The 14233-nt window shown below is 68.6% G+C and carries 12 protein-coding genes; 3 read left to right on the top strand and 9 right to left on the bottom strand.

All coding sequences use genetic code 11. The annotated features are described in order from the left end of the window. Window positions 1–2 precede the first annotated feature (2 nt). On the bottom strand, window positions 3–1355 hold the full coding sequence (locus tag OXI49_06520; GenBank protein ID MDE2690154.1) for a DUF1552 domain-containing protein: 1353 nt from the start codon (window positions 1353–1355) through the stop codon (window positions 3–5). Between the two features lie 16 nt (window positions 1356–1371). Next, window positions 1372–3822, bottom strand: a complete 2451-nt coding sequence (locus tag OXI49_06515; protein ID MDE2690153.1) for a DUF1592 domain-containing protein — start codon at window positions 3820–3822, stop codon at window positions 1372–1374. 117 nt (window positions 3823–3939) lie between these two features. On the opposite strand from OXI49_06515, the gene OXI49_06510 reads away from it, so the two are divergent. Beyond that, window positions 3940–4845, top strand: a complete 906-nt coding sequence (locus tag OXI49_06510) for a DUF1684 domain-containing protein (protein MDE2690152.1) — start codon at window positions 3940–3942, stop codon at window positions 4843–4845. Between the two features lie 260 nt (window positions 4846–5105). Here the strand turns inward: OXI49_06510 and OXI49_06505 are convergent, their stop codons facing one another. Then, window positions 5106–6863 carry an amidohydrolase family protein gene (locus tag OXI49_06505; GenBank protein ID MDE2690151.1) on the bottom strand — a complete coding sequence of 586 codons (1758 nt, stop codon included), beginning with the start codon at window positions 6861–6863 and terminating at the stop codon, window positions 5106–5108. 98 nt (window positions 6864–6961) lie between these two features. On the opposite strand from OXI49_06505, the gene OXI49_06500 reads away from it, so the two are divergent. Next, window positions 6962–7216, top strand: a complete 255-nt coding sequence (locus OXI49_06500) for a type II toxin-antitoxin system RelE/ParE family toxin (protein MDE2690150.1) — start codon at window positions 6962–6964, stop codon at window positions 7214–7216. Between the two features lie 2 nt (window positions 7217–7218). After that, complete coding sequence (locus OXI49_06495; GenBank protein MDE2690149.1) at window positions 7219–7566, top strand: helix-turn-helix transcriptional regulator; 348 nt, start codon at window positions 7219–7221, stop codon at window positions 7564–7566. A 21-nt stretch (window positions 7567–7587) separates the two neighbouring features. On the opposite strand, the gene OXI49_06490 is transcribed toward OXI49_06495, so the two are convergent. The 6 genes from OXI49_06490 to OXI49_06465 are packed head-to-tail and all read right to left on the bottom strand — an operon-like array spanning window position 7588 to window position 14187. Further along, on the bottom strand, window positions 7588–9159 hold the full coding sequence (locus tag OXI49_06490; GenBank protein ID MDE2690148.1) for a sulfatase-like hydrolase/transferase: 1572 nt from the start codon (window positions 9157–9159) through the stop codon (window positions 7588–7590). Between the two features lie 37 nt (window positions 9160–9196). After that, the gene (locus OXI49_06485) at window positions 9197–10672 is read right to left on the bottom strand and encodes a tannase/feruloyl esterase family alpha/beta hydrolase (protein ID MDE2690147.1); all 1476 of its coding nucleotides are present in this window, start codon (window positions 10670–10672) and stop codon (window positions 9197–9199) included. Window positions 10673–10701: 29 nt separating this feature from the next. Continuing rightward, the gene (locus tag OXI49_06480; protein MDE2690146.1) at window positions 10702–11544 is read right to left on the bottom strand and encodes a MaoC family dehydratase; all 843 of its coding nucleotides are present in this window, start codon (window positions 11542–11544) and stop codon (window positions 10702–10704) included. Between the two features lie 16 nt (window positions 11545–11560). Beyond that, window positions 11561–11974, bottom strand: a complete 414-nt coding sequence (locus OXI49_06475) for a VOC family protein (protein MDE2690145.1) — start codon at window positions 11972–11974, stop codon at window positions 11561–11563. Between the two features lie 30 nt (window positions 11975–12004). Further along, window positions 12005–13033, bottom strand: coding sequence for an acyl-CoA/acyl-ACP dehydrogenase (locus tag OXI49_06470; protein MDE2690144.1), 1029 nt, complete (start codon window positions 13031–13033; stop codon window positions 12005–12007). Further along, the gene (locus tag OXI49_06465; protein ID MDE2690143.1) at window positions 13030–14187 is read right to left on the bottom strand and encodes an acyl-CoA dehydrogenase family protein; all 1158 of its coding nucleotides are present in this window, start codon (window positions 14185–14187) and stop codon (window positions 13030–13032) included. The genes OXI49_06470 and OXI49_06465 overlap by 4 nt, the downstream gene beginning before the upstream one ends. Window positions 14188–14233: the final 46 nt, after the last annotated feature.

Below are 14233 nucleotides of genomic sequence, written 5' to 3'. Positions count from 1 at the left end.
CCTCAGCCCGCCAGGTGGACCGGTTCGGCCAACGTGTCGATTCGGCCGGTGCTGTCCGCGAAGGAGTCGAGCCGGACGCCGACGCTGTCGAGCAGGGTCAGGTGCAGGTTGGCCATCGGCGTCGGCTGATCGTAGACGACGTGCTGGCCGCCGCGGACGGTGCCTCCGCCGCCGCCGGCGACGACGATCGGCAGGTTCACGTGGTCGTGGACGTTCGGGTTGCCCATGCCGCTGCCGTAGAGGTAGAGCGAGTTGTCGAGCAGGTTGCCGTCGCCCTCCGGCACCGCCGCGAGCTTCTCTAGGAAGTAGGAGAACAACGAGACGTGGAACTGGTTGATCTTCGCCAGCTTCGCCACCTTCTCCGGATCGTTGCCGTGGTGGGAGGTCGGATGGTGCGGATCCGGGACGCCGATCTCGGGGTAGGTCCGGTTGCTCGACTCACGGGCGAGCTGGAAGGTGATGACCCGGGTCACGTCGGCCTGCAGCGCCAGCACCTGGAGATCGAACATCAGCCGGGCGTGGTCGGCGTACGCGGCGGGCACGCCGGCAGGGCGGTCGACATCGGGCAGAGCGCCTTCGTCGGACTGGGCTTCCGCCTTCTGGATGCGCCGCTCGACCTCGCGCACCGAGTCGAGGTACTCGCTGACCTTGACCCGGTCGCCCGGGCCCAGCATGCCCTGGAGCCGGGTGATGTCCTCGTGAACCCAGTCGAGCAGACTGGCCTTGCGCTTCAGCCCCTCGCGCCGCTCGGCCGCCGTGCCCCCCTCACCGAACAGCCGCTCGAAGACGATCCGGGGATGCGCCTCGGCGGGAAGCGGCGTCGTCGGCGACGACCAGGAGAGGTTGTTCTGGTACACGCAGGCGTAGCCGTTGTCGCACTGGCCGACCATGTCCATCAGGTCCATCGCCAGTTCGAGCGACGGCAACTGGGTCTCCTGGCCCATCTGCTGAGCGGCGATCTGATCGACCGTCGTGCCGAGGTAGTAGTCCGTGCTCTCGGTCCACTTCGCCTTCGCCGCGGAGAGAAACGCCGCGTTCGAGGTCGCGTGGGTCCCGGGATAGGCGTTCTTGAGTTCCAGGTTGCTGATCACCGAGATCTGCTTCCTGAAGCCCTCCAGCGGACTCAGCGACGGCGACAGTTCACCGAGGGCCCCGCTGCCGCCGGCCGGACGCCAGCGGGTGATGTCGGAACCCATCGGGATGTAGACGAAGCCCAGCCGTCGTACCGGTTTGGCCGCCGTCTTCGCCCAGGCGGTCATCGACGGCACCATCGCGTCGAGCAGAGGCAGGGCGATCGCCGCCCCCATGCCGCGCAGGAAGGTCCGCCGCGGGAGCGACTTCTTGGTCAGAATCATGACGATGCTCTCCTCATCACAAGGGGCTCCCCGGCACGGGGGAGGCCCTTCTCTTCAAGAACGGATCGCTGGCGACTACCGCCTGAATCAGGGACGACAGGCGGTAGCCGTCGGCCTCCGCGCGGCGCAGGATCGCCCGCACCGCGGGTGCGTCGCTCGCGGTGACACCGCGGCCGGTGCCGAACACGAGCAGCTTCTCGGTCAGGGTGGTCAGGAACAGCTCGGGCCGCGCCAGCATCGCCGACTCGAGTTCCACAACACCGCCCAGGGCGGTACCGTCCCACAGCTCGCCGGAAGCGTCGATCGGGAAGCCCGCGTCCACCGTCCGCCAGCGGCCGATCGCGTCGTAGTTCTCGAGCGCGAAGCCGACCGGGTCCATCAGGCGGTGGCAGCCGGAGCAGGCCGGGTTGTCGCGGTGCGCCGACAGGCGTTCTCGCATCGGCAGCTCCTTGGCGACGATCTTCGCTTCCGGCAGGTCCGGCACATCGGGCGGCGGCGGAGGCGGCGGCACGCCGAGCAGGTTGCCCAGCACCCAGTTGCCGCGCACCACCGGTGAGGTGCGGTTGGCGAAGGAGGTCACGGTCAGGATGCTGCCGTGGCGCAGCAACCCGCCGCGCACGCTGTCGTCGTCGAGTTCCACTCGCCGGAAACGGCTGCCGTACACATGTGGAATGCCGTAGTGCTTGGCCAGCCGCTCGTTGAGGAACGTGTAGTCCGCCTGCACGAGATCGAGGGCGCTGCGGTCCTCCCGCAGAACGCTGCCGACGAACAGTTCCGTCTCCCGGCGCATGGCCTGCCGCAGGTTGTCGTCGAAGTCCGGGAACAGGCGTTTGTCGGGCGTGACACCGTCCAGGTTTCGTAGATGGAGCCACTGGGCGGCGAAGTTCGTGACCAGGTTCTCGGCTCGCGGGTCGGCGAGCATGCGCTCGACCTGCTGCTCGAGCACGTCCGGCTCGCCCAGTCGGCCGGCCGACGCGAACTCCAGGAGTTCGTCGTCGGGGATGCTGCTCCACAGGAAGAAGGCGAGCCGCGACGCGAGCTCCACGTCGTTGACGCGGTACGGCGCCCCGGCTTCCACACCGGCCGGATCCCGTTCGATGCGGAACAGGAACTCCGGGCTGACCAGGACCGCCGCCAGGCCCATTTCGACGCCCGCCTCGAACCCGTGCTCGACCTTTGCCTGCTCGTAGAGCGCGAAGGGTCCGCGCACGTCCTCGCCGGTCACCGGCCGGCGATAGGCCCGGCGCATCACGTTGGCCAGGATCTCCCGCGCGCAGGGGTCCTCCTCGGCGACGTTCTGCGGCTGGCAGACGAAGATCCGCTGGCGGCTCGGCGTATCGCCGGCGCCGAGCGGCAGGTACGGCCCGACGATCGAGACCGAAAAGATCGCCGGCTGCACCCGCGGGTGGCGGTAATAGTTGAAATGCGACTCGTAGGGCTGCCGCGCCGTCTCGAGCAGTACCCATGGCCGGGCCGGGAAGGTGACGCCAACGTCGTGCGGTCCCGCGGTGACCGGCACTCGCACGACCAGGTGATCGTCGACGTCGTCCTGCGACGGCTGGTAGTTCAGCGCCACGTCGCTCATCAGGTCCGGCGGAGCGACGGTGAAGGACTCGATGTGCTCCCGATCGATCAGAAGCTCCAGGTCGTGCGGCTCGCGCAGACCCTCGACGTGCTCGTTGCGGTCACGCGCGAGCCGGATCGAAAACTCGTAGACCCCATCTGCCGGGAAGTTCCAGGTCGCGAGCAGGCCTCCCCGGGTGCCGACCGGCAGGCCTTCGACGTGTTTCTCCTGGGTCTGATCGGGCTCCGTGCGGAACGTGATGCCGACCGGTTCGGCATACGAGCGGCCGACCGCCAGCCGGCTGATCTTCTCCGCGGCGCCGACGTAGCGCTCCAGCAGCGTCGGCGAGAGGTCACCGACCGTCACGTTGTCGAACCCGAAGCTCGCCGAGTCCGTCGGCAACAGTGACGCGACATCGACCTCCAGCGCGAGCAGGTCCCGCACCGCGTTGTGGTACTCGGTACGGTTCAGCCGGCGAAAGGTCTCCGTGCGGCCCGGGTCGGGCTGTTCCACCGCGATCCGGTCCAGTTCGCCCTCGAGCGAGGACAGCGCCTCCCGGTACGCGCTCTCATCCGGACGACGGCGGCCCGGCGGCGGCATCTGCCGCGCGCGCAGCTTGCGGGCCACCTTCTCCCAGGTCGTACGGTCGAGGGTCTCGTGCTGTTCGACCAGGGCGTCGAGTTCGAGCCCAGCCGTCTTGAGCCGGTTGTTGTGACAGCCCAGGCAGTGGCGCGAGATGAGGACGCGGTGCGGCGCATCGGCATCGTAGGCCGGGGCAGCCGCCGGCGTCGCGGGCGGCCCGGCCGCGGCGGAACCAACGGCAACCAGGAGCCAGCACACACACACGGAGGCCACCCGGATCGCCCGCTGGCGACGTCTGAGGCTCAGTGGTGGCTGACGCATCTCCAACTCCCGGGCTGAAGATCAAACTTGCTGCGACGTGACGCGCGTCAGTGTAACAGCGTTGGTGGAAGCCCCGCGCCCCGGCTTGGCCATAGGATGCTCACCGGAGAGTGGATCGTGAAGCCGCATCGAATCGTCCGATCAGCTTCCGCCATCGCAGCGATCCTCGCCCTGACCGCCACTACCCACGTTTCGGCGCAGAGCAGCTACGAGCACCTGCTGACGGAGTGGCGCAGCCAGCGCGTGGCGACCCTCAAGGGCCCCGACGGCTGGCTGAACCTGGCGGGCCTCTACTGGCTCGAAGAGGGTCCCAACAGCTTCGGCGCCTCAGCCGACAACGACCTCGTAACGCCCGAAGGCTCGGCGCCGCCGAAGCTCGGCGAGTTCCTGGTCGGGAACGGCACGGTGACCTTCAGGGCTGCAACGGGAACCGAGATCCTGCACGGCAGATCTCCCGTCACGGAGCTTCTCCTCGCCGACGATCAGGAGAAGGAGGCCACCCTTCTCACATCCGGCTCCCTGGCCTGGACCGTGATCCGGCGGATGGATCGGCTCGGAGTGCGGCTGCGGGACTACGACCATCCGGCCATTAGCGCCTTCGCCGGCATCGAGTCCTACGCCGCCGACCCGAGCTGGCGCCTCGAGGCCCGTTTCGAGCCCTACCCGGAACCTCGAACCATCCGGGTGCCAACCGTGGTCGAAGGCCTCGGCTGGGAGCCGACCGTCCCCGGCACCCTCGAGTTCGAGGCCGGGGGACAGTCACTGTCGCTGGAGGCCTATCGATCCAACGACGAGTTCATGATCGTCTTCGCCGATGCAACAACCGGCGACACGACCTACCCCGCCGGCCGCTACCTGGCCGCCGCCCTGCCCGGCCCCGACGGCACGACGGTCCTCGACTTCAACAGGGCCTACAACCCACCCTGTGTCTTCACCGAGTTCGCCACCTGTCCGTTAGCTACGCCGCGGAATCGCCTGCCTGTCGCCGTCGAGGCTGGCGAGAGGTACACGCAGAAGCCGTAAGGGCCGGCCAGACGGCCGGCGCACCGACACCGAAACCGCGTTCCGAAACCAACGACGACGTCCAGCCAGCGGCGTGGTCCGGAGGGGAGGGTCCCAGCGGGCTGGAGGCAAGTGACGCCCACCGACCTCCCGTCAACCAACGCCGCCGCGAAACGCAGCCGACCGAAGCGAGCGCTGACTTCCCCGGAACCCAGAGAGCGCGAGCGGCCGCTGGGACCCTCCCCTCCGGACCACGTCGCTGGCGGGTGTCACCGACGCAGCTATGCCGTCGCCGGCCGGCTGCGGACGAGCCGCCCCGGCAGGGCGCCGGTGACTTCGTCGTACTCCAGGACGACTTCGCCTGCGCAGATCGTGGCGTCGTAGCCCTGCGGGCGCTGCATGTAGCGCTTCGCGTTCTCGGGCAGGTCGTAGACGAGGTACGGGGCCTCGGACGACAGGCGGTCGAAGTCGATCACGCTGATGTCGGCGCGCTTTCCCGGCTCCAGGACGCCACGGTCGGGCAGACCGTAGAGCGCGGCGTTGGCGCCGGTCTGCTTGTGAACGATCGTCTCCAGCTCGATCCGGTCGCCACGGCTGCGGTCGCGGCCCCAGAACGACAGGTTCCAGGTCGGCATGTGCGCGTCGCTGACGGCGCCGACATGGGCCCCGGCGTCGCTCAACCCGTTGCAGGTCAGCGGATGACGCATCAGACCCGCCATGTAGTCGAAGTTCCGCTTCGAATAGCCGTCCAGGTAGAAGAGCAGCAGCGTGCTGCCATCGCCTTCCGTCAGAAGATCGTAGAACGCCTCGGGACCGGTGAGGCCGTGCCGCTTCGCGTAGGTCGCTACGCTCGCCTCCTGGTCCGGCTCGTAGTTCGGAGGATCCCCAAGCACGTAGACCGCCTCCGGCTGCGAGTGCATGAGCTCCAGCAGTCCCGGCAGCAGGCTGCCCGGCGTCGCGTCGACCAGGAACGGGTGATCCACGTCCTCGGGACTGTTGCGCCGGGCGTCGTTCGTCATGTCCCAGTCGCTGGCGAGGATCTTCGCCCGCACCTCCGGATCGCGCATCCGCTCGAGCCGCTCCGGCATCGGCAGGTGGCCGACCAGTTCGCGGTAGGCGTAGTTCAGGACGTACGGGTGAAGCGACCCCTCCAGGTTCATCAGAACCGTCGTGCCGCGGCCCCGGATCTGCGGAAACACCCGGATCCCCTTGTAGCGACGCGCCTCGAGTGCGGTCAACCCTTCCTGCGCCGCTTCGCCTGAGAGATAGGTCACCGTGATCCCGTCCTTGCGGCCGAGGCCGAGCAACCACTCGCGCTCGAACGGCCCGACGAACTGGAACACGCCGCCGCCGGCCTCGCTCATGCCGTTCGCGATCGCCTCGAGCTCCGGATAGCGAGCGAACGTCCCCGGGACCATCTCTCCCTCCTTCGTGCGGTGCGCCAGGAGCCGGTTCGAGGAGACACCGAAGGCGCCCGCCCGGATGCTCTCCCGCACGAGACGCTCCATCTCGGCCAGTTCGTCCTCCGTCGGCTGGACGTCCTCGGCGCCGCGCTCCCCCATCACGTAGGTGCGGAGCGCGCAATGGGGAACCTGCGTGATCACGTCCATGATCCGCGGCTTGTCGTCGATCGCGTCGAGGTACTCGGGGAAGGTCTCCCACTTCCACTCCATGCCGGCCGACATGGCGATCGCCGGGATGTCCTCGACCGCGTCCATCAGGTCGAGCAACCAGTCGCGATCCTTCGGCTTGACCGGCGCGAAGCCGACGCCGCAGTTGCCCATGACGATCGTCGTCACGCCGTTCCAGCAGGAAGGCGTCAGGTAGGGGTCCCAGGACACCTGGGCGTCGAAGTGGGTGTGGATGTCGATCCAGCCCGGGACGACCAGCTTGCCTTCGGCGTCGATCTCGCGGCGCGCCTTGCCCACGCCTCCGTTGACGCTGGTGATCACGGCGCCGTCGATGGCGATGTCGCCCTGGAACTCCGGGGCGCCGGTGCCGTCGATGATGCGGCCGTTGCGAATGGCGATGTCGTGCATGGTCTGTCCTCTTGGCAGAGCTGATTGGGGATGGCGCGGATGATACAGACGACCCTGTCGCTCTTGACGACACTGTCGCTTATCGCTACATTCCCCCGGTGAAGGAGGTCGTCTACAGCCGGAGCGCCGTGAGGACCCTTACTCGCATGCCCCGCAACCACGCCATCCGCATCCGCCGCAAGATCCGGGCTTTCGTCGAGAGTCCCGCTTCCCAGGAGAACAACGTCTCCCGGCTTCGGGGCTCCGGTGGACTACTCCGGCTCCGCGTGGGCGATTGGCGGGCGATCATGCGTGACGGTGATCGCCTTGAGATCCTTCACATCGCCAGCCGTGGCAGTGTCTACAGGGAGTGACCATGACCGAGACCGTGACGATTCCGAAGGCCGAGTATCAGCGCCTGTGCGGCGTCGAGGAGGACTTGGCCGACATTCAGGCCGGGCTGGCCGTGGAAGCGAGAGTCGATGCAGGAACCGAGGAGTTCGTCCCCGAGACGGTGGTCGGCCGCCTGATCGACGGCGAGTCGCCCCTGCGGGTCTGGCGGGAGTACCGCGGTCTCTCGCAGGCCGCTCTGGCTCGCGCCGCGAACACCAGCCGTGTCCAGATCGTTGACATCGAAGCAGGTCGACGAACCGGCTCCGTGCACACGCTTCGCCGGCTTGCTGATGCCCTTGGACTCGGCCTGGACGACATCGTTTCGGTCTAGGCCGGAAGGCGCCACGCAGCCTCAGAAATAGAGCTGGATCGCCTGGCCGTGCAGTTCGGCGAGCGTCGACCGCTTGCTGACCCACATCGGTTCGGACAGTTCCGCCTCCCAGGCCGCGAGCGCCGCTTCGAGGCGTTCGACGACCTCTGGGTGCTGGTCGGCCACGTTCACCCGCTCGCCGACGTCCGCCTCGAGGTCGTGCAGCACGGTGACCTGGCCGTGCGCCGACACCGGCGGATAGTCCTCCTCCGGCAGCAGGCGACCGCCGAGACCGAGCACGGAAGCCGGGTCCCGGTCTGTCAGGTCGACCCGCCACAGCTTCCACTTGCCCGAGCGAACGGCTGCGTTCGGCAGGGACCGCCAGAAGAGGTACTCGTGGGGCGGCTCCTCGATCTCGCCGCGCAGGTACGGCAGGAGGTTCACGCTGTCCTCGGTACCCGCGTCCGACCCGGCTGCCGCGGCCATCGTCGCGTACAGGTCGAGGACGCTCGCCGGCCGGCTGTAGACGTCGCCTCGGGGCAGGCCCGCCGGCCACTTGACGAGGTACGGCACCCGGATGCCGCCGTCCAGGTGATAGCGCTTGCCGCCGGAGAGCGGCGAGTTCGTGCAGATGACCGCCGGCATGTAGTTGATGCAGCCGTTGTCGGAGATGAAGACGACGAGCGTGTTCTCCTCCAGCCCGTGCTCGCGCAGCGTCGCGGTGACGCGGCCCACCATGTCGTCGACCGACGACACCATGGCCGCATAGATCCGGGCCCCTGGTTCCTCGATGTGCGCGTAGCGGTCAACGTACTTGCTCGTGGCCTGAATCGGCGTGTGAGGCGCGTTCGGCGCCAGCATCAGGAAGAACGGTTCGTCCGCGTGGCGCTCGATGAAGCTGACGGCGCGGTCCGCGAACACGTCGGTCAGGTACTCGTCGACTTCCACGAGCTCGTAGCCGTCCAGGATCGCACGCGGGCCGTCGCCGCGGTCGCCGACGACCGGCGTCCACGCGGTCGCGTCCTGCTCGGTCGCGGCGGGCTGGGTGTTCGGCCAGCGATGGGCATCCGGATCGCTGGGATCGACGTAGCTCGTGCCGCCGCCCAGATGGCCGAAGAACTCGTCGAAACCGCGCCTCAGCGGGTGGTACTGCTCGCGGAAACCGAGATGCCATTTCCCGACCAGACCGGTGACGTAGCCGGCCTCCTGCATCATGTCGCCGAGCGTCGTCTCGTCCTCGGGCAGTCCGAGCTCCGCATCGGCGTTCCGCTCGTAGTTCGCGGTCGGGTTGTACTCGTAGCCGAACCGGTTCTGGTAGCGGCCGGCGAAGAGCCCCGCCCGCATGGGGCTGCAGACCGCCGCCGAAACGTAGCCGTCGGTCAGCCGCACCCCGTTCGCCGCCAGCTCGTCGATGTGCGGCGTCGAGATGACGGTCGAGCCGTTGGCGCCGATGTCGCCGTAACCGAGATCGTCGGCCAGGACGATGATCACGTTGGGCGGCGCGGGCGTTTCTTCAGCCGCGTCCGGGGCGGGAGCGCAACCCGCCATGGCAAGGGCAAGCCCGAGGGCCGGTGCGACCGCCGATGCGTAGATGGTCCTCTGTCGCGTTTCCATGTCGAACTCCTCTCCTCAGTCCGCCGGATGACGCCGACTACCTGCAACTCCAGTTCGCCGCGTCGTTCACGTCGCCTTCGCCGTTGTACTTCGCCGCCTTCGGATACGCGCAGAGCGGCCGCGTGAACTCCGGCTCCGGCCCGGGGCGGCTCGCCTCGATGCGGTCGGGGGCGACGCCCTTCTCCGTCCATGCCACCAGCGGGTCGACGTAGTCGGCGACCCAGGCGCCGGGACCGCGGGCGCAGTGGATCATGCCGGGGACCATGAACATACGGTAGAAATCCGCCGCCGCTTCCGCGCCGCCGTTCTCCTTCTCCACCGCGTGCAGGTAGTCGATCGCGCGCTGCGGGCGCAGCGGGTAGTCGTTCCAGCCCTGGTACATCAGCAGCTTGCCGCCGCGTTCCCGGAACGCAGAGAGGTCCGCGGTGAGCACGTCGAGGGGCGCGGTGGCGGCTGCGAGCAGATCACGGTCGGCGACCGGGTCGAACGCATCGACGTCGAAGTCCGGCTCGAAGCGCATCAGGGCCTCGAGCAGCACGTCCATGCCGTCGATCAGGGACTGGTCCGGAGCCCCGCGCCGGGCGGTCGGCAGCATCCAGGCGGCCCAGTCGCCCGCGCCCTCGGCGCCGGGCGGCACCCCCGGCGAAAGGACGTTGCCGTCCGCGTCGACGACGTCCCCGTACATGTAGCGGGCGGTCTGGAGCTGGCCGGCGGTGAGGCAGTTCTCCGTCGAGTCCGGCGGGCATTGCAGGGCGTTCAGATCGAAGACGTCCGCGGCGCACTTCATCGGATCGTCGATCACGCCGTCCTCGACTCCGTCCAGCGCGTCGCACGCCTCGCGGGAGGCCTTGCCGAGCAACTGGAACGACTCCGCGGTCAGCGGATGCTTCGCCTGCAGACGCGCCCCGCCGATCATCCAGGGCACGAACTCCTGGAAACGGAAGGCCGGGGCCCCGGCCAGGACGCCGTCGTAGTCGGCCGGGAAGCGGGTCGCCTCCAGCATCGCCGCACGACCGCCGTTCGAGCAGCCCTTGACGTAGGAGTAGTCGATCTCCCGACCGTAGTAGTGCTGGATCACCCGCTTGGCGGCCCCGGTCGCAAGATGGACGCCGCGGTAGGCGTAGTCGAGCAGGGCCTCGGGCTGCCGCACGTAGTCCCGGTCCTGGCCCTCGTGGCCCGTGTCGGTCGAGGCCATCGCGAAGCCGCGGCCGAGCAGGCTCGTCGTATCGCCGATGAAACCCGCGGCGCCGCCGACGGTGCTGAACATCATCCGGCCGTTCCAGTCGTCGGGGAGCGTGACCTCGAAACGGATCGCCCGGTTGACGACGCCGCGCACGCGGCAATGGGCCGGTACACCTTCCGCGGCGGGCACCCGGAACCCCGGCTCGACCGCGTGGTCGAGGTCGGTCAGGGCAACCAGGCCGCGGCAGTCGCGGCCGGCGTCGTTCGCGGCAAGAGGCGCTGCGGCAACCAGGAGGAGCAGTAGTGCGAGGGCAAAACGTCGAGTCGTCATTGATGCTCCTGTGGGGAGAAGTGTCGAAGTCACGCGGCAACGCCGGCGCGGGCGATGAGCGCCACCGTGCCGTCCGTCTTGGCGATCCACACGAACGCTGCGGTGCGTTCCGAGTCGTCCGGGTCCGGGCCGGTCACGACGCCATTGACGGTGATCGTGTCGCCCGGCCACACCGGGTTCGTGAACTTGAGGTCGAAGGAACCGCTACGCCACCATGCCTCGCCGAAGCGCTCCTCGAGAACGTGGCCGACGTAGCCCATCGTCATCCGGCCGCCGACCACGACGTCCTGGAAGCCCAGCTCGCGCGACGCCTCCTTGTCGGTGTGGTAGTTCGCGTTGCCGTGGAAGAACTGGCCGCACATCTCAAGCGAGATCGTGCGCTCCAGACCCCCGAACCTCTCGCCATCCGGCACGTCGAAGCGGCGCGCGCCCGGCTTCTTTCGCGGATCGCGCAGCTCGACATCGCCGGCGTACTCCTGGTCGCGCAGGAAGCTCTGGTGATGGTGGGTCTCCAGGATCTCCCTGCCGTCACCGTCGCTGAGTCGGACCCGGTAGTCGACGACGACGCGGTTGCGCCGGTCGTAGATGTCGCAGATGTCGCCATCGACGCTGTAGACGGTGTCCGCCTTCATCGGCGCCAAGAGCGCCCACTCCTCGCGCATCCAAAGATGCCCGGTCTGGTTGGCGAACGCGATCTCGCGGAAGTAGTCGCCATCCGGGCCGCTCGCGATCGTGGACGGCAGCAGGCCGGAGGTCGGCGGTTCGAGTTCCAGGCCGCCGTAGTAGTCCGCGAGCACGGCGTCGTCGACGACGAAGGTCCCGCTGCTCAGCCGCTTGCCCACGTACGGCCCGTTCCCGCTCGACTGGTCCATCCTCTTCTCCCGGTATCTACTTCACCTGAACCAGTTCGATGCTCACGTTGTCGGGTGCCGCGAGGTAGCAGAGCAATACGCCGGGCGCGAACTCCCAGGGCTCGACTGCGAACTCCGCGCCCTCGCCGCGTAACTCCTCGCAATAGTCCAGAAGATCCCCACGGTAGGTGAAGCCGAAGTGATCCGTGCCCCACTCGTCGTGGCTGGAGTAGCCCTCGTACTCCCGCATCGGCCGGGTCGACGCCGGATCCTCTCCGGGCCGCTTGCCGCGCAGAAGCACCAGCACGCCACCGACCTCGACCCGGATCTGCGGGGCGCCTCGAACTTCGTGCTCGCCCGAGATCGTGGCGCCGAGCATGTCCCGATACCAGCGCGCGGAAGCGCGCGGGTCCTCGCAGATGATGTGGACGTGCTCGAAGGTCAGCGACATCGAAACGGCTGGCTCGGTGAAAGGCGGAGCCTATCGCTCCAGCGCTGCAGACCGCGCCTCGACGAGCAGCGGCCACAGGCCGGCCCCACCGGAGCGAATCGCCATCTCGCCGACCCGCTGCTGCCAGTAGCCCTCGTCCCCGTCGGCGTCGCGCCAGGCCCAGAGCCGGCGGGTGAAGCGGTGCAGGTCGTGCTCGCGCGTGTAGCCGATCGCGCCGTGGAGCTGGTGCGCGATACGGGTAACCTCATAGCAGGCTTCGCTGGCGCGGGCCTTGGCACAGGCTACGACGAACGCGGCGTTCCTGTCCCCCTCCCCGTGAGTCGACTCGACCGCCAGAACTGCCGTATCCGAGGCGACGCCCACCACAGCCGCATGGCTGGCCATGATCGCCATCAACTGTTGCACTGCCTGGAAGCGGGCCAGCGGCCGCCCGAACTGGACCCGTCCCTGAACGTGCTCGATCGTCAGATCGAGGATGCGCTCCATGGCGCCGGCGATCATCGCGCTACGGGCGACCGCCATCACGGTGGAGGGAGACGGTTCCGAACTCACGTCGCCCGACTGTCCCGGAGGGATCGGCGGTGGCTCCCGCAATCGCCCCACCGGTTCACCGGCACTGTTCGTGCCGCGCTCGGACTCGACTTCGCCGGCGGCGACCCAGCCGACGCGGTCCGTAGCGCCCGACACGACCAGCGCCGAGATGTTGTCCGGCCAGGGCACCTCGAGTCGGCCCGCGGCCGTCACCATTCCCAGCGGACCCGCGGGCGCCGCGAGTCCGGCGCCCGAGAGCAGCCATCGGCCGATCATCGTCTCGACAAGGGGCAACGGCAGCGCGAAGGCGCCGGCGGTCCGCGCTACCGCCATCGCGTCGCCGAAGTCGACGCCGGCGCCCCCGGCTTCTTCGGGCAGGAGCATGTCGACCAGGCCGTTGTCCTCGATCGCCCGCCAGTGGTTCTCCGGGAAACGGCCTTCCTCGACCGCCTCGAAGACTTCGTCCGCCGACGCCGCCTCGAACAGGCGCACCGCCGTGTCCAGGAGGAGCTGCCGCATCTCGCTCATCGCAGCCTCAGTCCCCGGGCGACGATGCCGCGGAGGATCTCCGTCGCGCCGCCCTGGATCGTGTACGAGGGCGCGGCCAGGACGACCTGACGCAGGATGTCGAGGACCACCTCGTCGGCAACCCCTTCATCAGCCACGACGCGGCGGACGATCTCCGGTACTTCCTGCTGGAAGTTGGTGCCCAGGTCCTTGACCAGGGCCGACTCCACGTTCGGCGCCTCGCCGGCCTCAAGAGCCGCGGCAACCGAAACCGAGGCGGCTCGAAGCACCCAGAGCCGGCTGACGAGTAGCCCGACCTCGCGCCGCGCCGCCCGCGACGCGCTCCCATCCAGCGCGTCGACCAGTGCGCGCAGCAGATGGAAGTTCGTCAGGAAGCGCTCCGGACCGCTCCGTTCGTAGGCCAGCTCGGACGTCACCTGTTCCCAGCCGTCCCCGGGATTGCCCAGCAGGCAGTCGTCCGGCACGAAGGTGTCCTCGAAGAAAACCTCGTTGAAGTCGTGGCGGCCCGGGAGGTCGATGATCGGACGCACCGTGATCCCGTCCGAGTTCTTCAGATCGATGATGACCTGGCTCATGCCGGCGTGCCGCTTGTCCGACTTCGGTTCCGTGCGCACCAGGGCGACGCAGTACTCGGCCTCGTGCGCGTAGGAGGTCCAGATCTTCGAGCCGTTGAGCCGCCAGCCGCCGTCCGTGCGCTCGGCCCGGGTGCGGATCGAGGCCAGATCGGAACCGGAGTCGGGCTCGCTCATGCCGACCGCAAAAGACAGCTCGCCACGGGCGATCGGCGGCAGGAAACGCTGCTTCTGCTCCTCGGTGCCGTAGCGCAGGATGCTTGGGCCGATCTGGCGGTCGGCGAACCAGTGAAACGCGGTCGGCGCACAGGCTGCCAGCAGCTCCTCTGTCACGACGTAGCGCTCCAGGTAACTCCGCTCCGATCCGCCGTACTGGCGCGGCCACGTCATGCCGATGAAGCCCGCGTCGCCGAGCGCGCGGCTGAGCGCCGGGTTGCGACCCCACCAGGAGAGTCCCTCCGGTAACCAGACGCCCCCGGCGCGCGTTTCTTCGAGTAGCTCCCGAACCTCGGAACGGAGGTTCTCGGCCGCTTCCGGCAGGACCGCGGGCGAGAAGCGGAGATGGACCGTGGGGGCCTTCACAGAGGGACGGCAGAGTAGCAGCGACCTCCGTACCGCCAGGGAATAG

This window comes from Acidobacteriota bacterium, assembly GCA_028875725.1.
Classification (GTDB): Bacteria; Acidobacteriota; Thermoanaerobaculia; order Multivoradales; family Multivoraceae; genus Multivorans.
Note: the sequence above shows the minus strand (reverse complement) of the source record. Positions and strands in the feature narration are given on the sequence as shown.